General features: G+C 41.5%; 21 protein-coding genes and 1 other annotated feature. Of the genes, 2 read left to right on the top strand and 19 right to left on the bottom strand.

Annotation, left to right across the window (positions count from 1 at the left end; all coding sequences use genetic code 11):
• Positions 1–188: 188 nt before the first annotated feature.
• Both FBF75_RS11115 and FBF75_RS11110 read left to right on the top strand, forming a co-directional pair.
• A complete protein-coding gene (locus FBF75_RS11115; protein WP_008346024.1) occupies positions 189–764 on the top strand; it encodes a DUF4352 domain-containing protein in 576 nt (191 codons plus the stop codon).
• Positions 765–900: 136 nt separating this feature from the next.
• Positions 901–1,680 carry an HAD family hydrolase gene (locus tag FBF75_RS11110; protein WP_035701960.1) on the top strand — a complete coding sequence of 260 codons (780 nt, stop codon included), beginning with the start codon at positions 901–903 and terminating at the stop codon, positions 1,678–1,680.
• Positions 1,681–1,735: 55 nt separating this feature from the next.
• Here FBF75_RS11110 and FBF75_RS11105 read toward each other — a convergent pair whose 3' ends face one another.
• The 19 genes from FBF75_RS11105 to citZ form a co-directional block, all read right to left on the bottom strand.
• Positions 1,736–2,656, bottom strand: coding sequence for a methyl-accepting chemotaxis protein (locus FBF75_RS11105; RefSeq protein ID WP_053215831.1), 921 nt, complete (start codon positions 2,654–2,656; stop codon positions 1,736–1,738).
• A gap of 169 nt (positions 2,657–2,825) precedes the next feature.
• Positions 2,826–4,766, bottom strand: coding sequence for a threonine--tRNA ligase (gene thrS, locus FBF75_RS11100; RefSeq protein ID WP_007501674.1), 1,941 nt, complete (start codon positions 4,764–4,766; stop codon positions 2,826–2,828).
• Positions 4,767–4,811: 45 nt separating this feature from the next.
• Positions 4,812–5,059 (bottom strand) — a binding site (T-box leader).
• 43 nt (positions 5,060–5,102) lie between these two features.
• A complete protein-coding gene (gene ytxC / locus FBF75_RS11090) occupies positions 5,103–5,972 on the bottom strand; it encodes a putative sporulation protein YtxC (protein ID WP_008346029.1) in 870 nt (289 codons plus the stop codon).
• Between the two features lie 60 nt (positions 5,973–6,032).
• Entirely contained in the window at positions 6,033–6,671 is a 639-nt protein-coding gene (locus FBF75_RS11085; protein WP_060832552.1) for a TVP38/TMEM64 family protein, read from the bottom strand.
• Positions 6,672–6,703: 32 nt separating this feature from the next.
• Positions 6,704–7,633 (bottom strand): primosomal protein DnaI, encoded by a 930-nt coding sequence (gene dnaI, locus FBF75_RS11080; RefSeq protein WP_008346034.1) that lies wholly within the window; start codon positions 7,631–7,633, stop codon positions 6,704–6,706.
• A gap of 17 nt (positions 7,634–7,650) precedes the next feature.
• A complete protein-coding gene (gene dnaB, locus FBF75_RS11075) occupies positions 7,651–9,072 on the bottom strand; it encodes a replicative helicase loading/DNA remodeling protein DnaB (protein WP_136944749.1) in 1,422 nt (473 codons plus the stop codon).
• A gap of 99 nt (positions 9,073–9,171) precedes the next feature.
• The gene (nrdR, locus tag FBF75_RS11070) at positions 9,172–9,630 is read right to left on the bottom strand and encodes a transcriptional regulator NrdR (protein ID WP_003216720.1); all 459 of its coding nucleotides are present in this window, start codon (positions 9,628–9,630) and stop codon (positions 9,172–9,174) included.
• A 4-nt stretch (positions 9,631–9,634) separates the two neighbouring features.
• Complete coding sequence (locus tag FBF75_RS11065; RefSeq protein WP_008346039.1) at positions 9,635–10,021, bottom strand: hypothetical protein; 387 nt, start codon at positions 10,019–10,021, stop codon at positions 9,635–9,637.
• Between the two features lie 185 nt (positions 10,022–10,206).
• A complete protein-coding gene (gene speD / locus FBF75_RS11060) occupies positions 10,207–10,587 on the bottom strand; it encodes an adenosylmethionine decarboxylase (RefSeq protein WP_003216492.1) in 381 nt (126 codons plus the stop codon).
• A gap of 236 nt (positions 10,588–10,823) precedes the next feature.
• On the bottom strand, positions 10,824–11,846 hold the full coding sequence (locus FBF75_RS11055) for a glyceraldehyde-3-phosphate dehydrogenase (RefSeq protein ID WP_008346043.1): 1,023 nt from the start codon (positions 11,844–11,846) through the stop codon (positions 10,824–10,826).
• 172 nt (positions 11,847–12,018) lie between these two features.
• Positions 12,019–12,624: a dephospho-CoA kinase gene (gene coaE / locus FBF75_RS11050; protein WP_136944748.1), complete on the bottom strand. Its 606-nt coding sequence runs from the start codon at positions 12,622–12,624 to the stop codon at positions 12,019–12,021.
• Between the two features lie 13 nt (positions 12,625–12,637).
• The gene (gene ytaF / locus FBF75_RS11045) at positions 12,638–13,270 is read right to left on the bottom strand and encodes a sporulation membrane protein YtaF (RefSeq protein WP_136944747.1); all 633 of its coding nucleotides are present in this window, start codon (positions 13,268–13,270) and stop codon (positions 12,638–12,640) included.
• A 174-nt stretch (positions 13,271–13,444) separates the two neighbouring features.
• Entirely contained in the window at positions 13,445–14,278 is an 834-nt protein-coding gene (mutM, locus tag FBF75_RS11040; RefSeq protein ID WP_136944746.1) for a DNA-formamidopyrimidine glycosylase, read from the bottom strand.
• 25 nt (positions 14,279–14,303) lie between these two features.
• Positions 14,304–16,943, bottom strand: coding sequence for a DNA polymerase I (gene polA / locus FBF75_RS11035; protein ID WP_136944745.1), 2,640 nt, complete (start codon positions 16,941–16,943; stop codon positions 14,304–14,306).
• Positions 16,944–17,197: 254 nt separating this feature from the next.
• Entirely contained in the window at positions 17,198–18,940 is a 1,743-nt protein-coding gene (gene pnpS, locus FBF75_RS11030; RefSeq protein ID WP_048001854.1) for a two-component system histidine kinase PnpS, read from the bottom strand.
• Positions 18,933–19,661 (bottom strand): response regulator transcription factor, encoded by a 729-nt coding sequence (locus tag FBF75_RS11025; protein WP_007501691.1) that lies wholly within the window; start codon positions 19,659–19,661, stop codon positions 18,933–18,935. The genes pnpS and FBF75_RS11025 overlap by 8 nt, the downstream gene beginning before the upstream one ends.
• 187 nt (positions 19,662–19,848) lie before the next feature.
• On the bottom strand, positions 19,849–20,787 hold the full coding sequence (gene mdh, locus FBF75_RS11020; RefSeq protein WP_007501693.1) for a malate dehydrogenase: 939 nt from the start codon (positions 20,785–20,787) through the stop codon (positions 19,849–19,851).
• A 34-nt stretch (positions 20,788–20,821) separates the two neighbouring features.
• Entirely contained in the window at positions 20,822–22,093 is a 1,272-nt protein-coding gene (gene icd / locus FBF75_RS11015; protein WP_008346060.1) for an NADP-dependent isocitrate dehydrogenase, read from the bottom strand.
• 146 nt (positions 22,094–22,239) lie between these two features.
• Entirely contained in the window at positions 22,240–23,358 is a 1,119-nt protein-coding gene (gene citZ, locus FBF75_RS11010; protein WP_008346063.1) for a citrate synthase, read from the bottom strand.
• Between the last annotated feature and the right edge of the window lie 223 nt (positions 23,359–23,581).

Here is a 23,581-nt window from a genome sequence, read left to right as displayed (position 1 = left end):
TTTCATTATCACACCGATATAAATCAAGTTGTATACATAAATAAACAAAAATATAAATCATATTCCATATAAAAAAGGATTATATATCTATTTTTTCAAAAAAATGATTGATTTTATAATTCTTTAGACTTATCATTGGAGAAGTATTCAAATTCATTTAATAAAATAAGGAAAAGTAGGGGATTTATTTGAAAAAGTTTTTTAAGATTGGGTGTCTTAGTATCATTATTCTCATTTTGATTATTATCTTTGTATCTTGTATGGCTGGGGGCGGCAGCAAAAAAGATAATACATCAAATACTGGTTCTAAAAATGCAGTAACGAGTAGCGAAAAGAAAAATGATAAAGAAAAAACGCATAAAATTGGAGATAAAGTAGCAGTCGAAGACTTTACTTATCAAGTAAACAGCGTAACAGAAGCGAAATCTTTACAAAAACAGTATATGAGCGATGTAACGACAGACGGCAAATTTGTGATTGTTGAAGTAACGGTCAAAAATACAGGTAAAAAAGGTAGAATGGTAGATACTGAGATGTTCAGGTTAATTGGCAAAGACGGCACAGAATACAAATCACTTGCAACAAATAATATGTATGTAAATGATACCGATTCAAGTTTCTTCTTAAAACAAATAAATCCTAAATTATCTAAAAAAGGTAAAATTGCTTTTGAAGTTCCAAACGAAAAGAAATTCTCGCTTCAAGTCTCATCAGGACTAGGATGGACTGGCGGTAAGTATAAGACCATTGATTTATCAAAATAATGTAAGAGTGCACATTTTTGTGCACTTTTTTTATTACTAAATAATCTATTTAAACTCTAAAACTTCTATTGTAAAATGAACATGAGCCTGTCACATGCAATTGAGGGTAACTACATACATAACAAGGGAGAAGATCATGAAAGCCGTATTTTTCGATTTAGATGATACTTTGCTTTGGGATGAAAAAAGCATTCATACCACTTTTCAGGAAACATGCAGGGAAGCGGAAAAGAAATATGGACTTGATCCAGAGTCGTTTGAACAGATTGTGCGTGAAGAAGCAAGAAAGCTATACTCTTCTTATGAAACATATGATTATACTGTCATGATTGGCATTAATCCTTTTGAAGGACTGTGGTCTAATTTTAGTGAGCCGATTAGCGAAGGCTTTCAAAAGCTAAACGCCCTTGCACCAGAGTATCGCAAAAACGCTTGGACGAACGGCTTAAAAGAGGCAGGAATTGACGATGAAGTATTTGGTCAATACTTAGCAGATTTCTTTGCAGCAGAGCGCAGAAAACGCCCGTATGTCTATGAAGAAACGTATCCTGTTTTAGAGCGCCTGAAGGGCAGCTATGAATTACTTCTTTTAACAAATGGAGATCCTAGTCTGCAAAAAGAAAAACTTGCAGGTGTCCCGGAACTTGCCCCTTACTTTAATGAAATTGTGATTTCAGGAGATTACGGGAAAGGAAAGCCTGATCCTGGCATCTTTGAGCACTGCCTTCAGCTGTTAAATCTCACAAAAGATGATGTCATCATGGTAGGAGATAATCCAAAAACAGATATTCTCGGCGCTTCTCGCGTAGGCATTCAAACCGTTTGGATCAATCGTCATGGCAAGAAAAATGAAACAGATGTGACACCAGATTATGAAATTAAAGACTTACACGAATTGTTTGATATTTTAAAATAAACCATAGGAAAAACACCCTTCTCCTGATCGAGATCGGGTGTTTTTTCGTTTTCGGCTATACAATTGCTGCTAAACTTTGTGCTTGACGATCTAAGCCGCGTGCTGCTTCTCCTACATTCATGAATTCCTCGCTTGCTTGCTTGACAAGATCCCGGTTTGTAAACACGCTTGTCTTTGCACGGCTTGTTCCGTTGCTGACCTTTTCAACTTCTAAATGGATCGCCTTCACATAACGATCCACCTTTACGATCGCTTCCTTTGAATCTGTCGCAAGCTTACGGATTTCTGCCGCGACGACACTAAAGCCATTTCCATAGGAACCCGCATGCGCAGCTTCTATGGCCGCGTTCAATGCGAGCAGCTGTGTTTGGGATGCGATACTGTTAATCGTTGTAGCAATTGAGCTGATCGACTCCACCTGCTCTGTTAACCCTTCTAGCAAACTCATGTTTTGATCCGTTTCATTCGCAATATGTTCAAAAGAAGCATTTACACTTTGACTATGCTGGATGCCGATTTCCGCTCGCTCCATTAATTTTGCAGACATATCTTTTAGGTCTTCTACTACCTGCTTCATTGTGTTTTCTCTCTCCGTAATATCTGTTGCCACTTTCACGACAGCCACTACGTTCCCCTCTTCATTGAGCACTGGTGTATACGTCGCTTCAAGCCATAAGGTGTCACCGTACTTCGTGATCCGCTGCACCTTTTCCTGAAACACTTGACCATTCTTCAAACGCTTCCAAAACATTTGATAACTTGCGTCTTCTGCAATATGCGGAGGACAAAACTGTCTATGCTTTAAACCAATCATTTCTTCCTTTGAATATTTCATGGCTTTTGCAAAAATATCATTGACCCATAGGACCTTACCTGTGACATCAAATTCAATCATCGCCAGTGAGTGTTCTAACGCTCGAAGAACGGCTGATTGCTCTAATACTTGTGTTGATAAAGTGTTTGTTGTTTGAATCATCGCTTTCATTCCCCCAATTTGCCTCTCTAATAGTACATACTTACCCATACTTTAGTACTATCTAAACGTATCATTTGCGCAAATGGATCACTAGTGGAGAATTTTTTTCCATAAGAAAAAAGCCAGCAACCTCAATAGATGAGATCACTGACTGTTTCGTGCGCCTTCATTATTTTTTTGCTTCTGCGACTGCATGTTTCACAAAAGCTTCGAGGTCCATTGTTTCTGAATCTTGTTCCCCGTATTTTCTTACATTAACTGCGCCATTTTCTGCTTCTTGATCACCGACAACCAGCATGTACGGAATCTTTTGCATTTGCGCTTCTCTAATTTTGTATCCGATTTTTTCATCACGACTGTCTAGTTCTACACGCAGTCCTTCAAGCTGCAAACGTTCTTGCACTTTTTTTGCGTAATCTAGATGGACAGATGGTGAAACCGGGATGACTTGGAATTGTACAGGTGCCAGCCATGTTGGAAGAGCTCCTTTGTATTCTTCAATTAAGAAGGCAACGAAGCGTTCCATTGTGGACACAACTCCTCTATGAATGACAACTGGACGATGGTGTTTTCCATCTTCTCCGATATATGTGAGATCGAAACGCTCTGGAAGTAAGAAGTCTAGCTGTACAGTAGACAAAGTCTCTTCTTTTCCAAGAGCTGTCTTTACTTGGACATCAAGCTTCGGACCATAAAATGCCGCTTCGCCTTCTGCTTCATAGTAGTCATGTCCAAGCTCGTCCATTGCATCTTTCAGCATAGACTGTGCTTTATTCCACATCGCATCATCGTCGAAATACTTCTCAGTATCTTCTGGATCACGGTAAGATAAGCGGAATGTGTAGTCATTCAAGCCAAAGTCTTGATACACTTCTTCAATTAAACGAACTGTGCGGATGAACTCATCTTTGATTTGATCTGGACGAACAAAGATATGAGCATCGTTTAATGTCATCCCGCGAACACGTTGAAGGCCGGATAAAGCGCCTGACATTTCATAGCGGTGCATTGTTCCAAGCTCTGCAATCCGAATTGGCAGTTCACGATAGCTATGAGGTTCATTTTTATAAATCATCATATGGTGCGGACAGTTCATTGGACGGAGGACAAGATCTTCGTTGTCCATTTCCATGACTGGGAACATATCTTCTTGATAATGCGCCCAGTGGCCTGATGTTTTATACAATTCCACACTCGCAAGAACGGGTGTATACACATGCTCATAACCAAGGCGTACTTCTTTATCAACAATATAACGCTCAATGACGCGGCGAATTGTTGCCCCTTTTGGCAGCCAGAGCGGAAGACCTTGGCCCACCTTTTGAGAGTTCGCAAACAGTTTCAATTCCTTGCCTAGTTTACGGTGATCACGCTCTTTTGCTTCTTCAAGCAGACGTAAATGCTCGTTTAATTCTTCTTTGCTGAAGAAAGCTGTTCCGTAAATACGCTGAAGCATTTGGTTGTTACTGTCGCCTCTCCAGTAAGCACCTGCCAGGCTTAACAGCTTGAATTCTTTGATTTTCCCTGTAGACGGCAAGTGAATACCGCGGCATAGATCGAAGAATTCACCTTGCTCATAAATTGTGACGGCTTCGCCTTCTGGGATTGCTTCTAACAGCTCTAGCTTCAATTCATCGCCAATTGCTTCAAAGCGTGCTTTCGCTTCTTCTCTTGAAACTTCAATGCGCTCAATCGGCAAATTGCTGTTAATGATTTTTTTCATTTCTTTTTCAATCTTTGGTAAATCTTCAGGTGTAATCGCTACATCGATGTCGACATCATAGTAAAAGCCATTTTCGATGACAGGGCCTACGCCAAACTGGACGTGATGCTCTTTTCCATAAATGCGTTTGATTGCCTGTGCTAGTAAATGCGCTGTGCTGTGTCGCATAATATCGAGCGCTTCTTCACTCTTATCTGTGATGATCTCGATTGTTCCACTTTCTAACAGCGGCGTACGCAGATCTATTTCTTTGCCGTTCAATTTACCGGCAAGCGCTTTTTTCTTTAGGCCTGGGCTAATTGATGCCGCGATGTCTTCTGTTGTAGCTGTTTTGTCAAACTCCTTGACTGCTCCATCTGGAAATGTAAGTTGAATTTGTTCTGACATCTCTAGTCACTCCTTTTTTTGGCAATATAAAAACCCCGCCCCCTGGAAAGGGACGAGGTTGAATAAACGGAATCGTGGTTCCACCCTTTTTCCCGTATTTGCAGCTTGCTTTGTCAAAAGCAAATACGGCTTGTGGTTCAATAACGGGAATTCCCGTCAGCTATTACTAAACAGTTCACAGCTGATGTTCAAAGGTGGTAAAGCAAATGGCCCTCTGCTAGGAAGCTTTCAGCCACGGCTTCCCTCTCTTTAAGCGGGTGTTCATTTGTTCATGTCCTTATCAATACGGTCTCTGTATGAAGTTACACCGTATTATAAAACGTTTTTTCGTGAAAATCAAGAAAGCTTTTCACTTTTCTTTTCCAAATGACTAGGAACAAATTGAACATGCTGTTCCTGAAACGAATGAGGAGGGAATACCTCAACTCTTTCTTGAAAAATATTTTGAATGGTTTGCACCATCGAGTGACCCGTATCATCTGTAAATAGGTCAATCTTTTGTGGCGCAATGGATACAAGCGGTGCAATCAACTGCGAATCAATATACATTGGATGCTCTCTTACAAACTGTCTGTCTATGTATTGTTTTTGATCACGCTCAGAAGCGTACCGAAATTCCCAAATCATCAGGCGGTCCTGATGCACAACATGTACTTTTTCAAGCTTAGGTTCTCTTGACATCACATAGTCTCGAAGGGATTGAATAAAGTTTTGATATTCTTGTTCCATTTTATATTCTTCGATGGATACTTCAACATAGTTCTTCAGCCTTCTGTCATACGCTGAGAGCCTAAATGTCATAAATGAACCAATGGAAAAAACACCTTTCTGTAAAGAAATCGTCTCAAGCTCTTTTTTTAACAGATCCTCCCTCGGCGGGTCTTGATGAATTCCAGGGATATCATCTAGATCCCCTTTCATGATGCTATGGGCGATTGAAAGAATTTGGTGCTGCTCTTCTGGATCTTTAAATAAGTATGTGTTTTCAAGGATGCTGCGCATGCGTTCATTTTCTTTGCATTCCAAAAAAAAGTGAATCAGTAATGTCCGCACAATGTGCTCAATGGCTTCTCCTGATTTTTTCGCTTCTATGAGAAGCCGGTCTTTCCCTTGTTGAATCGAAATGTGATGCCGACTGTCCAAGTGTTCAGCAAGATGTAAAAAAGCGGCGGTATCATATTCATCTTCAAAGATTATTTCAAGCATGTTTGTCCCCCCTAACGACATCTGTTACATATATATGGGGGGAACATAAAAAATAGACGCCTAAAATAAATCAGGCATCTTTCTTTTTAAAATCAGTGGCACTGAGATAAAGATCACATAAATCAAACAAACAATCGCTAAGGCGGCATAATTTCCGCTTACAAAGCTTGATCCAAGGACATTTAATGCCACAGTACCAGGTATTAACCCTAAAAAAGTCGCTGCCGCAAATGCACGATAATTCGCACGTGAAGCTGCTGCGGCATAACTGACAAAATCAAAGTGAATGGGTGCAATGCGTAATAAGAGGATATAAAGAAAACCATGCTCTTGAATACGGGACGTCACCGCTTTTAGCTTCCGATTGCTTGATTCGGTTTCCTGCTTGTTTGAACGGAAGGTTGAGGCAAGCAGGAAAGATCCTGTTGCACCTGCTGTCGCACCAGCTAAGGCATAAATGGTCCCAAGGACACTGCCGAATGCCAAACCTGCTGCTAGCGAAAAGACGGTGAGAGGGACAAGCACAAATGGACGAAAAAGTGATAAGAAAAGAAAGACAAAGGGAGCCAGCATCCCAAATTGAAGAATCCAATTCTTCACATCTTTCGGCGACAGTTGAAGATGCTGTTTGTTGAGCCACCATAACACAGCAGCTAGAACCCCAATCACGAGGAAAAGCAGCCATTTTCTTTTATTCATTTCATCCGCTCCCCTTCACGTGACCTATCTTTTTATAAATGACGGCGATTTTCCCCTTCAAGCAGAACTGGTTCAGCTAGGTAGAGAATACGTTCCATTAATCGAGCTGCCTTCACCTCTTCTTTTTCCCCGCGCTGTGAGTATGTAAAGTGATGCTTTAACTCATTCGGTGAGAAATTAGAAGAGAAAAAAGTCGGCAGCTGCTCTGCCATGCGGTATTGCAAGATTGTTCCTAAAAGTTCATCTCGTACCCAGCTTGTCATCGACTCTGCTCCAATATCATCAAGCATTAAAATTGGTGTTGATTTGACCATATTCAGCTTCTCTTCGAGTGTATGATCGGCTAACGAATTTTTTAACTCTCTCACAAATTCAGGCACGTATACAAGGAGAGATGGATACTCTTTTACCGCTAACTGCTGCGCAATTGCTGCCAGAATAAATGTTTTTCCGACCCCAAACTTTCCATGTAAATAGAGGCCTTTTCCCTTACCAGTTTCATCATAACTTTGCAGGAATTGACCTACTTTTTGAATGACTTCTTGTCTTCCAACCACATTTAAATCAGCAAACGTCGCTTGAAGAACATTCTGTGGAATGTACATGCTTTTCATGAGTTCTTGCTGTTTTTTCTGTCTATCAAGCCGCAGTTTGACAGGACAAGGGGAATATTCAATATCAATGCTCTGACCTTTGATCACAAGCTTCGGGTGATACCCGTCTAAAATGACATTTACATTCTCTTCCTCTAAGCAGTAAGAACAGCCCTTTGATTGTTGTACATATTCAAAGAGTCTGTTCAAGCTGCGATTGATCATGTCTTCTTGGATGTCCTCTTGATGCTCCTTTAAAAAAGCTTTTACATCTTCATCAGCTAGGACACTTTCTTTAATCTGATTGTATCTCACGCGAAAATCTACCCGCCCTTTTAGCTGATCAAATGAACGACCGATCGGTTTCATCTCCATCTCACCTCACATTAATGTGCATTGTACTTTTTCATATTATTAAACTGATCTAACAATTTTTCTTTTTCTCGTTCGAGGTCCTCTGTAGACAAGTTATCTGTCTGTTCCTTTGGCTGTTCTTTCGTTTCAGCTTCCTTCATCCAGTCAGGCAGTTTCTCCTCGCGGATCACTTTTCCTGCCCCATATGATTGACGCTTATTTTTTTGCTGCGCCCATTCTGTCATTTGCCTATTCTCTTCTTTGGCAATTTTCATAGCAGCTGCCACTGTTTTGATTTTCTTTCGCACCCAGTGGGCGGCGATTTTCTGCATATATGTTTTGGACAGTTTCATATCGGTTTTTAGCAGTGTATAGTAGATCAGGACATTCATGACCCCAGGCTCTAGCTGCTGCTCAAGCATAATATCTTCAACAATTCTTAAGTCTGCATACGTCGGCTCAATGCCATCTGCCATATCTTTTAGAAGCTCTCTAGGCGAAATATGATCAAGCTTTTCAATCAATTTCGCATCAGGTGCATCTGCACTTGAATTCTGCGTGACATTGTGACGTAAATGTCTTGGCTGTTTTTGATCAATCAGCTTCGGCTGTTCGCCTCTGTATTCAATTTGATACCAGTCTCTCGCTGCTTTTCGCAGATCCTCAGTTGATATCATCTGATCTGAGCCACAGGCACCTGCGACAATATTTTGCATTTGCAGCGGGGTGATGCCATAGACGACAGCTAACTTCTTAATTGTCTCTTTCACTTGCTTTGTCAAAGCTTTTCTTGGAATCATCATGTCCGACATGCCTGCTAACAGGAGATCAAAATCAAAAGATTCATCTGAAAGCGGTGCAGGCTGACTTGAGCCAACTGTCACATATTCGTAGCCCTCGTCAAGCGATGACGCCTGATTAATTTCCTCTGTCATCTTGCGCTCTCCTGGCTGCAAGACGTGAAACACTTCTTCAAACGATCGGGAGATGTTCTTTGCATCAGCAGGAACTCCTGGATAAGAAAAATAATCACGAAGCTGCATATATTTTGCTTTCTCTACCCGATGATACAAAAGGACATTCAGCATACCGTCTTGGAAAAATTCATCCGGTCTCAGCGGCGGCACGAGCTCATATGTAAACAGTCTGCCTTCTTCCGTTTCCTGTTCATATGTGCGGAGTAATCCGATCGCTTCAAGCTTTAAGCGCTCCTCAAAAATATCATTTAAATTCGTTTGCAGCATCACCATCAGCTGACGGTGAGGTGCGGGTTTCCCCCACATTCGATTTTGTTCCAGCTCTCCCCACAGCGTCATGTATAAACTGAAAGCGGACATGCCAATAAGCGGCTGATATAAAAGAGTAATAAGCTGTCTATCGATGTCACCGAGCAATGAAGCGCTTTTGACGACATACGGATCGACGGCTAGCACTTCCTTCCAATGCTCTGTCATATGCTGATCCTCCCTTAATACGGTTGTCTTCATTGTACACTCTTTTTGCGTTTTACGCTTTACGCAGGAAAAAGAGCATGAAGAATCTTCAGCTCTTTTTTAGCGTTCTTTCTTTAATAAATCTTTTAATTCATCAATAAATACATTGATATCTTTAAATTGACGGTATACCGACGCAAACCTGACGTAAGACACTTCATCAATTTTCGCCAGCTCGTCCATCACCATTTCCCCTACAAGCTCGCTTTTCACCTCTGACATGCCTTGGTTACGCAATTCCTTCTCGATGTTAAAGCAGACATCCTCGAGCTGTTTTAAAGCGACAGGACGTTTTTCACACGCTTTGATGAGGCCTCTCAGCATCTTTTCCCGGCTGAATTCTTCTCGAATTCCTTCTTTTTTCACCACAATCAATGGCAATTCTTCTAATTTTTCAAACGTCGTGAAGCGATATTGACAGCTTTCACACTCTCTTCTGCGACGGATGGACTTCCCTTCATCTACTGGTCTTGAATCAAGCACCCTTGTGCCAAGGTGCTGACATGTGGGACATTTCATTTCATCAGCTCCGATCTCTTCTTGGAAGTTGTTTGTCTAGTTCTTTATAAAGGGACAAAACAGCCTTTTGACTGTAGCCAAAGTCTGTTGGCAGCGCTGTTTCTGTTGTCACATTAAAATCGACAGCTGTTTCAAAAGGACGAATTGAAATGACAGTCGCCACGAGAAAAGCTTTTTTCGGCGTTCGTATGTTTGCGCTGATTTCACCTCGTTCTGCTGAAACAGATGTCACTTGATAGGAATCGTTTCTTGAAAGAACAGCTTCTACCGCTTGAAAAGCTTGAGTTTGTGTCGATTTGTAGTAATGGCTTTTCAGCTCTGACACTGGATGATGGTCAGATGTTTCTGTATGATTTGAAATGAATCGTTTGAGCTTTTGTCCTAAAGTCATACACGTATCCCCTTTGTCATAAACCCTCTTCTTTATTTTATAAAAAAAACCTTTGTTTTCCTAGAACAAAAGTATAGACAGGTTGGATCATGCTGGATGCCCGTGTATGGAACAAATATAAAAAGGAGCATAACACAAAGGCATTTAATGCTTTTGGCCAGCTCCCATTGCAATCTTTTTTATGTTTACAGTGCTTTGGCTTGCGCCTGTTTCACTTGTACAGGTCCCATGCCTCGAGGAATTTCGATGTTTTCTCTTGTTTCAGCACCTAGTTCATCTCCGATATGATCTGCTGCAATATTCGGATCTAGATCGCCGCAAGTATAAACATCTATGCTCGCATAACCATGTTCAGGAAAGCTGTGAATTGTCAGATGAGATTCAGAAATAATGACAACTCCACTTACTCCTTGAGGTGCAAATTTGTGAAAAGCAACCTCTCTTACTTCAGCTCCTGATTTCAAAGCTGCATTTACAAACGTTTTTTCAATAAAATCCATGTCGTTCAGTTTATCACAGTCGCATCCCCATAACTCGGAGATAACGTGACGTCCGATTGTTTCCATCATGGACCCCCCTTTAAACAAGAATGAAAGAGTGAAGTTCTAAGCAGCCGGACCGGACATATACCACGGGGGAAAGTTAGTCCAAAGAGGTCCTAACCCTTTAAGTATACCCGAATGAGTCTGCGAACAAGAAGTTCACGAAAAATAGTATACTTTGTTTAGACCCATTTTGCAAGCTGTGTTTTTAGTGGGATTTTCTCTCATTTCTTGAAAAGGGACGTTCAGTCTTCTTCATTTCAAACAGCTGAAAGCTCTTTCATCTGGGAACCAACAAACTTTACAAGATCAACCACTCTGCAAGAATAGCCCCATTCATTGTCATACCATGCAAGAACTTTTACTTTTCTGCCTTCCATCACCATCGTTGTAAGTCCATCAACGACAGCAGAATAAGGGTTTGTGTTAAAGTCTGTGGAGACAAGTGGTTCATCGGTGTAATCTAATATGCCAGCAAGAGATGTTTTTGAAGCCGTTGCAAAGGCAGCATTGACCTCTTCTGCTGTGACATCTTTTTTCAAGTCGACCACAAGATCAACCATCGACACATTTGAAACCGGTACGCGAAGTGCAAGTCCATGTAATTTCCCTTTCATATGCGGCAGCACTAAAGAAAGCGCTTTAGCGGCACCCGTCGTCGTTGGAATGATGGACTGAGCACATGCTCTTGCCCGGCGCAAATCCTTGTGGGGATTGTCGATATTTTTTTGATCATTTGTATAAGCATGAACCGTTGTCATTAAGCCGTTGTCGATGCCAAATTCATCATCTAACAGCTTGACAACTGGTGCTAAGCAGTTTGTTGTACAAGATGCGTTTGAAATAACGACGTGCTTTTCAGGATCAAGATCATCCTCATTGACACCCATCACAATTGTAACGTCTTCATTTTTACCTGGAGCTGTAAGTACGACTTTTTTCGCTCCGGCATCTATATGGCCCATCGCTTGATCTTTTGAATTAAATTTCCCTGTTGCTTCGATCACGATATCAATCCCAAGCTCTCCCCATGGAAGCTGCTTTGGGTCTCTATTATTGAGCAAAAGCACTCTTTTGCCATTGACAATCAACGCGTCATCTTCTGCTGTCACATCGCATTCGTAACGTCCATGATTTGTGTCATATTTAATTAAATGTGCTAGCGTTTCGGCAGGATAGCTTGCGTTCACCGCTACAATTTGAATTTGATCATCAAGCATTGCTTTTCTGAAGACCATGCGTCCAATTCTGCCAAACCCATTGATCGCTGCTTTTACCTTCATGAACAGGTCACTCCTCTATTATGTGTTATACTCAATAAATTTATTTATGAAATTAGTATATCACATTAGAATGTAATTGCCAGTATATAAACGTATATTTTCAAAAAAGGGCTGTTCTTTGCAATGAAATTGACGAAAAAAGCATAAAAAAAGAAGAGTACTGTATGTACTCTTACTTATCTGTATGTTCCCATTCGTTTAATATGTTCTCTAATTGCTTTCTAATAAAAGCGAGATCTTTTGTGTTTTCTATCACACGGTCTGCTTTTTGGCATTTCTCCTCAAGAGGCTGCTGGGAGTGAATGCGCTTCAGCGCTTCTTCCTCACTCAGGTCGTTTCGATTCATGAGCCGCGACAGCTGCAAATCAGGCGTCGTGTACACAACAATGATACGGTCGACTAGCCCTTCCAGCTTGCTCTCGAATAGGAGCGGAATATCAAGCACAACAAATGTTTCTTGGTTGCTCACCCCTTCATCACGCTGCTTGAGCATTTCCTTTCTGACTTCAGGATGAACGATGGCATTGAGCTTTTTTCTTTTCTCTTCATCAGAAAAAATGATCGCTCCAAGCTGCTGCCGGTTCAGTTCACCATTTGGCAGAAGAACCTCTTCACCAAAAGTTTGAACGATTTGATGAAGGGCAGCCGATCCTTTAGAAACCGCTTCTTTTGCAATGATATCAGCATCCACCACCCGAATGCTTTTCTCTTTTATCATCTGCGAGACTGTGCTTTTTCCGCTAGCAATCCCGCCTGTTAATCCAATGACGAGCGTCAATTCGTTTCCTCCTTTACAGCTTCCACACCCCAATTAAAATGAGCAACAGCCCTGGTAAGCATGCGAGTTTATCGATCCAGCGCCAATTGGCCAAATAATGACCTGCACGCAGTCCGACGCATACAAAAAGAGAACTCATCACAGCGACCGTGATGCTCATGACAATTGGAGAAAAACCAAGAATCGCTGCACCAATCCCTGCACCAAATGCATCGATGGATAAAGCAATTCCAAGAAGCACCGCTTCCATTCCATTAATGGTGCCAGAGCGGTCAATATCTGCACTTGTAGGCTTTCGCAAAATATGAATGACAAGCCCAAGAGACTGCACTTCTACATTGAGAAGTGTTTTTTCATGAAGGATCAAATCACGCTCTTTCGCTGGTTTATAAAATTGATACAGAACCCAAAGTCCGATGGCAATTAAGATGCCTCCACCCAGTTTATCTGTCACTGAGACAGGGAGGAATGTCGTGAGCAGGCTGCCAATCAGCATGGAAATGAGCAACACAATTCCTGAACAGCAAGCAATAATAACGATGGCTTTAAATGGAATCCTCATCTTGCGAAGACCATACGTAAAACCTACAGAAAAGCTGTCAATGCTGACGGCAATAGCTAAAAACAGAAGCGAAAACGAAATCATACCTGTACTCTTCCTTTCTGTTCATGCAACGATGATCAAGAGTCTCTAGGCGTCCTTAGACTCTTCTTCACTATATGAAGAGCAGGTGGGCTGTGTGTCAGTCTACACCTTGCTGAAAAAAGAATGTTTTTTATCGTATGCATGGCAAAAAGGAAGCATGCTGACGGCTTACCTTTATGAAGGGCGTTTTTGGCAGGTCACACAAAAATGAGTGCCGCGCCCTCCCACCACTGTTTTCTCTATGATACTGCCGCACGTCTGGCAAGGTTCTCCCCGCCGGTCATATACAAGAAGCTGTAATTGAAAAGTCCCAATATCACCTTGTGAATTGATGTAGGACCGAATGGTGCTACCTCCTGCATCAACAGCCACTTGAAGCGTGTCAATAATATGTTTGTGGAGCACCTTGCAAGATGCAAGACTTAGCTGATTCGCTTTTATTTCGGGATGAATGCCTGATTTAAACAGCACTTCATCTACATAAATGTTACCGAGGCCAACCACGATTTTTTGATCAAGTAAAGCCGTTTTGACCACGCGGGAGGTTTTCTTTAATTGCTCCCATAAATAGTCTGGTGTAAATGAGTCTGAAAAAGGTTCATATCCCAGCTGTGATAGCGGAAGTTCTTTTTCTTCTTCGCCTGGCTGAAATAGATGCATCGTCCCAAATTTACGGACATCATGGTACCGAAGCTCGGTACCATCTGTGAACGTAAAGACGACGTGTACATGTTTATCATAAGGCTCACCAGTTTCATGTACACGGTATTTCCCTTCCATTCTTAAATGGGAGACCATCACATAGTGGTCTAAATGAAAGAGTAGAAACTTTCCTCTTCTTTCAATGGCTTGAATGGTTTCTCCTACCATCCTTCTAGCGAACTCTTCCGGTTCCCCAGGACGTTTGATGATATTTGGCCATTTAATATCGACCGTTTCAATCGTTTTTCCTTTGACTAACCGCTGAAGAGTGCGCCGGACGGTCTCAACCTCTGGTAATTCCGGCATGCTCCTCGCTCCTTTTTCTCTCTCTTTATTTTGCGTCGTACCAAGATGGACCTGAAGCGAAATCGACTTTTAGCGGCACATCGAGCTGAAGTGCGTTTTCCATGACTTCAGGGACGATTTTTTCTAGTATGGCGATTTCTTCTTTTGGCGCTTCAAAAATCAGTTCATCGTGCACTTGCAATAACAGATTTGTCTGCAGGTTCTCTTCTTTTAACTTTCGTGCCATATCAATCATCGCTTTTTTGATGATATCGGCGGCACTTCCTTGGATCGGTGTATTCATTGCCGTTCTTTCCGCAAAGCTTTTCACATTAAAATTACGGCTTGTGATATCTGGAATATATCGTCTACGTTTAAGAAGCGTGGTCACATACCCTTTTTGTTTTGCTTCCTGCACGATGTCTTCCATATAAGTTTTCACGCCTTTAAAGCTTGTTAAATAACGTTCAATGAAGGCCGCTGCTTCTTTTCTTGTAATCCCAAGGTTTTGAGACAGTCCATAATCACTAATTCCATACACGATTCCGAAGTTGACAGCTTTGGCCTGTCTTCTCATAGAGGAAGTCACTTCTTCTTCTGACACATGGAACACATCCATTGCTGTTTTCGTGTGAATATCCATATCTTGCGTAAAGGCTTCAATCAAGTTCTCATCTTGAGAAATGTGCGCGAGTACACGCAGCTCAATTTGAGAATAATCAGCCGCAAACATGAGCCAGCCTTCTTTTGACGGGACGAACGCTTGACGAATCTTTCGGCCTTCTTCTAAACGAATCGGGATGTTTTGAAGGTTTGGATCTGTTGAGCTTAGTCTTCCTGTTTGTGTAAGTGCCTGATTAAATCTTGTGTGCACTTTATGCGTATCTTTGCGCGTCACTTTCATTAAGCCTTCCACATAAGTGGATTGCAGCTTTCCTATTTGACGGTAATGCAGAATGGACCGAATAATTTCGTGCTTGTCTTCAAGCTTTTCAAGGACATCCGCAGACGTAGAGTAGCCTGTTTTGGTCTTTTTGATAATGGGTAGTCCTAATTTTTCAAATAAAATCACACCAAGTTGCTTCGGTGAATTGATGTTAAATGTTTCTCCTGCTAACCGATGAATGGTTTCTTCATATTCCTTCAGCTTCTTCGTGAGTTCTTCACCCATTTTCTGAAGACGTTCAACATCCACTTTTACCCCAAGAGATTCCATTTCACCTAAGATGAGGGCAAGTGGCAGCTCTAAATCTTCATACAGCTCATGCTGATCATTTTTTTCTAACGCTTCAAGGGTCAAATCATGCAGCGCAGAGATCGCTGCTGCTTTTCTTCCAAGATGGTCTTTTAGCTCTTCTTCAGGTGGAATCGCCTGTTTCGCTCCTTTTCCGTAAATTTTTTCATCGGAAAGGGCAATGTTCAGGCCATATTCCTTCGCCACACTTGCAACGTCCTCATAAGATTTCTGCGGATTGACCACATAGGAAGCGAGCAGGACATCGTTATCGACACCTTTAAGATCGACATCATGCCATCTGAGGGCAACAACCGCTCTTTTGGAATCAAAGACCCATTTCTTCTTCGTTTCATCCTGTACCCATTGTTTAAATGCTTCAGATTGCAGAGCATCTTCTTTTGTCATAAAAAATGCACCGTTCTCATTATGGATCGCAAACCCTATCAAATCGGCTTCGTGATAATTGTCTCCTAGCTGTTCTACCACAAGTGCAGCGTGATCTGTCAGCATGTCCTCCGTGACATCTGTCATTTTCTTCACGTCTAGTTCGTCTATTTCTACCGGTTCATCTGATTCTGGCGCTTCTCCTAAACGCTCTAGCAGCGTTTGAAAGCCCAGTTCTTTATAAAGCGAGATGACCTGCTCCATGTGAGGACCTTCATAGGCGAGCTCTTTGCTTGACACATCTATTGGTGCTTCTACGAGAATCGTCGCCAGCTTTTTACTCATCACCGCTTGTTCTTTATATTCTTCAAGCTTTTCTTTTAGCTTTTTCCCGCTGACTTCGTCAATATGATCAAGCAGATTTTCAAGGCTTTCAAACTGCTTTAGTAATTTAATCGCTGTTTTTTCACCGACACCAGGCACGCCTGGGATATTGTCTGATGAGTCTCCCATCAGCCCTTTCATGTCGATGATTTGATCTGGTCTGAGGCCGTATTTCTCTTCAATATGGGCCGGTGTGTAATATTCTACTTCTGTGATACCTTTTTTCGTAATGGCTACTGTTGTATGGTCTGTTGAAAGCTGCGTTAAGTCTTTATCTCCTGAGAAGATTTTGACCTCAAAGCCGTCCTTTTCTGCCTCTACAGCCAGTGTGCCGATAATGTCATCTGCCTCGTATTGCGGAAGCTCGTACCTTTTCACTTGATAAGCATCTAATAGCTCACGGATGAACGGCATTTGTTCTGATAGTTCTGGCGGAGTTTTTTGTCTTCCGCCTTTATATTCCTTAAAGGTCTCGTGACGGAAGGTGGTTTTACCCGCATCAAATGCTACGAGCATATGAGTCGGCTTCTCGTCTTCCAGCATCTTCATTAAGATCATCGCAAAGCCATAAATGGCATTTGTATGTACGCCTTTATCATTGGATAATAGCGGCAAAGCAAAAAAAGCTCGATAAGCGAGACTGTTTCCATCCACAAGTACTAATTTCTTTTGATCTGTCATCTTTTAATCCTCCATCGACTGAGCCGGCTCAGCCGTCTCTTTCGCACATTGTATGTTCATTTTATCAAAGTTTATTTTGAAAAGAAAATAGACGAGCCTGCATAAAAAAGGGACGAAAACAACAAGTGTTTTCGTCCTTCCAAAATTGGCTCCTTGGATGAAGGGGTTCCTATTCATCCTACCAATGATTGATTAACAAAACATGAATTCATTGTAAAGATCATGTAAATTTTAACGTCACTTTCCATTCTTCTCTATTTTGACTTTAAACTCACGGTAAACGTCGTCCCTTTGCCTTGTTTGCTATGAACAGAAATCGTTCCTTCATGTGCTTCGACAAGGTGTTTGACAATGGCAAGACCAAGCCCTGTACCGCCTGAGTTTCTACTTCGATCTTTATCAATTCGATAAAATCTCTCGAATATTCTTGGAATCTCACTCTTTTTCATACCGATCCCTGTATCTGCTACATCAAATTCATAGCTGTCTTTCCTCTGTCTTGCTGTGATCGTGACACTTCCTCCCTCTGGTGTATAGGTGAGAGCATTATTGATCAGATTGAGGAAAATTTGTTTTAATCTCAGCGGATCTGCCATGACATAGACCGGCTCTTTCGGGACACGCACTTGTAGGTCAATGCCTTTTTCAGCAGCCTTTTGTTTTAGCAGCACTTCAATCTCTTGAATGATTTCTGTCGCATTGGCTTCTTGAATATTCAGCTTAAAATGCTGTTGTTCAATTTTCGAGAGATCAAGTAAGTCTTGGATGAGTGTTTCTAAACGAATACTCTCTTTTAGGATGATGGACAAAAATTGTGTGAGCGCTTCTTTATCGTCAATGGCACCATCCAGAAGTGTTTCAGAAAAGCCTTTGATGGACGTGATCGGTGTCTTTAATTCATGTGACACGTTAGCGACAAAGTCTTTTCGCATCTGTTCTAGTTGCTTTGTTTCTGTCACATCATGAAAGACAAGAACAATCCCTTTCCATTCATCGTCTGTACTTAAGATCGGGACACCATCGACTTGGAAATAACGGCGCTCGATGTCAACAGCGAGACGTAAAAACTTTCGGACCTTGGTTTCTGTCATGAAAATTTCGTCTATTAACTCAATAATCTCTTCATGGGTAAAGGCTTCATGATACAGCTTGTGCATGTAAATATGTTTTTGCACTTTGAATTGCTTGCGGAATGTTCGATTGACTAAGTGAATATAGCCCATTTTATCAATCAAAATAATCCCCGCTCCAATGTTTTCAATGACTGTTTGCAGACGATCTCGCTGCATTTCGCCAGCGCTTGTCATGTCTTGAAGACTTTCTGCCAGACGCTTCATTGATGTATTGAGTTCACTTGTTTCAATGATCAGCTCTTCATAGTTATTTGTATCATAGTTCCCTCGTTCAAGCTGTTTGGCCACCTTTGTGGCATAATCAATCGGCTTTACATACTTCATCGACATGCGATAGCCAAAGAAGACGATGATAATGATGGCCGAACCAAGACAAAAGGCTAATGCAAGCCAGAGCTGGCCGTCAATCTCATTCAAAGGCTGGAATGAAGCATGAAGAAATAAATATCCCGCCGGTTCGTTTTGTTTCATCATTGGAACTGCATAATGAAACAGCGCATCTTTCTCATCCTCAATGAACATTCCTTTTGTTTGGAGCTGCTCATTTTCCAGCGTGTTTAAAATGACGGCTCTTTGTTCTGCTTGACCCGTTGTATGTATGATATTCCCCTTCACGTCCACAATCGACGCATTCATATCGAGATGCTGCTTTGCTTGATTGAGAATCTTCTTGTTTTGCTCCGCGTTCAAATCTTCAACATTCATTGAAGAAAGGAGAAAACTCGATTCCTTTTCCATTCGTTCGGTTAATTTTGTTTCATAAAAAATATGAAACATATGATCCAAGAAAAGACCAAGCGCAACAAACACAATAAACAGGAGAAAAATGAGCCCAGAAAAAAGGCGGGTTCTCACTTTACTCATTTGGCTTTGGCTCCTCCAATTTGTAGCCTAAGCCTCGAATGGTTTTAATATATGTTGGTTTTTTTGTGTTCTTTTCAATTTTGTCCCGCAAGTGGCTGATATGCACATCCACAATACGAGTATCACCTGCAAAGTCATAATTCCAAACCGCACTTAACAATAGATCACGCGTCAAGACACGGCCTTTATGCTTAGCCAAATAAAGAAGCAGTTCAAATTCCTTTGGCGTGAGCTCTAGACGTTCTTCTTGGAAATAGACTTCGTAATGTTCAGGTAAAATGCGCAGGTCTCCAATTTTGATTTGGTCTGCAATGATCTCTTCCTTCTCTTCTTGCACGGGAGCCGGCTGAGATTGCTGTGCTCTTCTCAAAATGGCTTTTACCCGAGCACCCACTTCTCTAGGACTGAAAGGTTTTGTCATGTAATCATCGGCTCCAAGTTCAAGACCGAGCACCTTATCAAATTCATCGTCCTTTGCTGTCAGCATTAAAATAGGGAACATCATTTTTTGAATTCTCAGTTGTTTGCACACTTCAATGCCATCCATTTTCGGAAGCATTAAATCAAGCACAATCAGATCAGGCTGTTCACTTGCTGCTTTTTCAAGCGCTTCTTCTCCGTCTCTTGCTGTGACGACATCGTAGCCCGCCCTTTCAAGGTTATAGCTTAGAAGTGTTACAATTGATTCTTCATCATCCACAACTAATATTTTTTTATTCATGTTGTGCCTCCAATTAGTGATTTCCCCTGCATCCGTTTTTTTGTATCTTATGTGAAAAGCGAGAAGTCATGCTTTCTCTTTCATTTTAACGAAAGCTTAACAAGAGAACAATTTAAAATTTCGACAAGATTGGTTTTGTAAACAAAAAGAAGACTCCTCATACGAGAAGCCTTCTTTTTTATTCATATTAAGACAATACTTTCATGACGTTCTTTACAGATTCAACAGAACGGTCAAGCTGACTTCTTTCTTCTTCTGTCAGCTCAAGCTCGATGATCTGCTCAAGGCCGTTTCCACCTACGATTGTTGGAACTCCAAGGTAAATGCCTTCGTAGCCATATTCACCTTCAAGGTATGCAATCGTCGGCATGACGCGGCGTTGATCTTTTAAGATCGCCTCAACCATTTCAACGAGTGAAGCAGCAGGTGCATAATACGCACTACCGTTACCTAATAGGTTGACGATTTCACCGCCGCCTTTTCTTGTTCTTTCAACAATTGCATCAATTCGCTCTTTAGGAATTAATGTTTCCAGCGGGATACCGCCTGCATAAGAGTAACGTACAAGAGGAACCATGTCGTCCCCATGTCCGCCAAGAACAAAGCCCGTCACATCTTTCACAGATAGGTTTAATTCTTGAGCAACGAACGTACGGAAACGTGCTGTATCAAGAATTCCTGATTGTCCGATGACTTTTTCTTTTGGTAATCCTGATTCTTTATAAACTGCATATGTCATTGCATCAACAGGGTTTGTTAACACAACAATGATCGCTTCTGGAGAATATTTAACGATTTCACGTGTCACACTGCGCATGATTTTTTCATTTGTTGACACGAGGTCGTCACGGCTCATTCCCGGCTTTCTTGCAATTCCTGCCGTAATGACCACGACATCAGAACCGGCTGTATCTTCGTAGTTAGAAGTTCCTGTAATATTCGCATCGAAGCCTTGAACAGGGCTTGCTTCCAGCATGTCAAGTGCTTTCCCTTTTGTCGGGTTTTCAAGCTGAGGGATATCCACTAATACGACATCCGCTAATTCTTTTTGAGCTGTTAGAAATGCTGTAGTTGCTCCAGTAAAGCCTGCTCCGATGACAGATACTTTTTTACGCTTGTTTGCCATTTCCTTTTTCCCCTTTAACTTTAAAGTTTAAGAATCAAGACAAGTTTTTGATGAGCTCGTCAGCAAACTCAGAACATTTCACTTCTGTTGCACCGTCCATTAATCTAGCAAAATCGTACGTGACGACTTTAGATGCAATTGTTTTTTCAACAGATTGAATCACTAGATCAGCAGCTTCTTGCCATCCAAGGTGCTCAAGTAAAAGCACGCCTGATAGAAGAACAGAAGATGGATTCACTTTATCAAGACCAGCATATTTCGGTGCTGTTCCGTGAGTCGCTTCAAAAATAGCATGTCCTGTTTCGTAGTTGATATTTGCACCAGGTGCGATACCAATTCCACCAACTTGTGCTGCAAGTGCATCAGAGATGTAGTCTCCGTTTAAGTTCATTGTTGCGACAACATCGAACTCAGCTGGACGAGTTAAAATTTGTTGAAGGAAAATATCTGCAATGCTGTCTTTGACAATGATTTTGCCAGCAGCTTCTGCTTCACTTTGCGCTTTGTTTGCCGCATCTTTTCCATCTTGTTCTACAATACGATCATATTGTGCCCATGTAAAGACTTTGTCACCAAACTCTTTTTCAGCCACTTCGTAGCCCCAGTTTTTGAAGGCTCCTTCTGTAAATTTCATGATGTTTCCTTTGTGAACAAGTGTCACAGATTTACGGCCTTGGTCAATCGCATATTGGATCGCTGCTCTGACAAGACGAGATGTTCCTTCTTCAGAAACTGGTTTGATTCCGATACCTGATGTTTCTGGGAAACGGATTTTATTCACACCTAATTCGTTTTTCAAGAAGTCGATTAACTTCTTCACTTCGTCTGATCCTTTTGCATACTCAATTCCTGCATAGATATCTTCAGTGTTTTCACGGAAGATGACCATGTCTGTGTCTTCTGGACGTTTCACAGGAGATGGTACGCCTTGGAACCAGCGAACTGGACGTAAGCATGTGAATAAATCAAGCTCTTGTCTTAGTGCCACGTTCAATGAACGGATTCCTCCGCCAATTGGTGTTGTCAGTGGTCCTTTGATCGCGATTAAATATTCACGAATGTCTTCAAGTGTTTGCTCTGGAAGCCACTCGCCCGTTTTATTATAAGCTTTTTCACCTGCATATACTTCTTTCCAAGTGATTTGCTTTTCACCTTTATATGCTTTTTCTACAGCTGCTTCAAGAACTCTTGATGCTGCTTTCCAAATGTCAGGACCGATTCCGTCCCCTTCGATAAACGGGATAATTGGATTATTTGGTACATTCAATACGCCGCCAGTAACTGTAATTTTTTCGCCTTGTGACAATGATATTACCTCCCAGGTTATGTAGTGAATATTTGAAACTTCCAAGCTTGATGTCTGCAAGCCAAGAAGTTTTTCACGTGATTCGTTTTTTGTTGATATGGAGGCTGATTGGTTTAGATGGATCAGCCTCCACTATTCTATAAACATTAGTCTCTTTCACTGATCGGAACAAACGTTTGAAGGTCTGGTCCAATATAGTCAGCTCTTGGACGGATCAGACGGTTGTTATCATATTGCTCTAAAATGTGAGCAATCCATCCAGAGAATCGGCTGATCACGAAAATTGGTGTAAACAAGTCATGATCAATCCCAAGACTGTGATAGACAGAAGCAGAATAAAAATCAACATTTGGTGGAAGATTTTTCTCTGATGTCACGATTTCCTCTGCGCGTACAGACATTTCATACCATTTTGGCTCGCCTGTGAGATTTGTTAAGCGCTGGCTCATTTCTTTTAAATGTTTTGCACGCGGGTCACCCTGGCGGTAAACGCGGTGGCCAAAGCCCATAATTTTCTCTTTCTTCTCTAGCTTACCATGAATATAGGAATCTACGTTTTCAACTTCGCCAATTTCTGAGAGCATCTTCATTACGCCTTCATTCGCGCCGCCATGAAGTGGTCCTTTCAATGCGCCGATAGCTGCTGTTACACCAGAGTAGATATCTGATAGTGTAGCAACACATACACGTGCTGTAAATGTCGATGCGTTTAATTCGTGATCCGCATGTAGAATGAGCGCTTTATCAATCGCTTCAATTTCTACTGGTGAAGGCTCTTCGCCGTTTAGCATATATAAGAAGTTTGCAGCATAGCTGTATTCTTCTTTTGGCTGTACAGGCTCAAGTCCCTTTCGAATGCGTGAAAATGCAGCGACAAGTCCAGAAATTTTCGCTTGTAAGCGAATGGCTTTTCTGTAATTCGCTTCTTTGTCCATAATTTCTGATTCGTCATCAAGTAAACCTAATAAGGATACCGCTGTACGAATCGCAGACATTGGATGAACCCCATCCAGCGAATAAGATTTAAAGTGCTCAATGATCTCTTGCGGAATATGAGCATTTTCATTGAGCTGCTGCTTTAACTCGCTTAGCTCCTGCTCATTCGGCAGCTTTAAGTGCCATAACAGGTAGACAATTTCTTCGAAAGTCGCTTTTTCAGTTAAATCATCGATATTGTACCCTACATAAGTAAGAGTATCATCAATAATTGAGCTTACGGATGAAGTTGTTGCCACGATACCTTCAAGACCTCTTGTTGCTGTCATGTTCAATCTCCCCTTTTTAAAAAGATTCCCCTTCGTTGCAAAATTCTCGCTTTTTGAAAGCGCTATCCAACCAAAATAGGCTGGCAGGTTTAGAAAAGAAAATGCTTACATTTACCTATACGGTTAGAGCGCTTTTAGCCTCATATCTCTTGTTTGATCAATGAGTTCAAAATTAAGCCTATTCCCATTATAAACAATAATCAGACATTTGTTAAATGTTTAA

It is taken from the genome of Bacillus sp. S2(2019) (genome assembly GCF_005144805.1).
Classification (GTDB): domain Bacteria; phylum Bacillota; class Bacilli; order Bacillales; family Bacillaceae; genus Bacillus; species Bacillus altitudinis.
The sequence above is the reverse complement of the archived record's forward strand: the minus strand, read 5'-3'. Positions and strand labels throughout refer to the sequence as shown.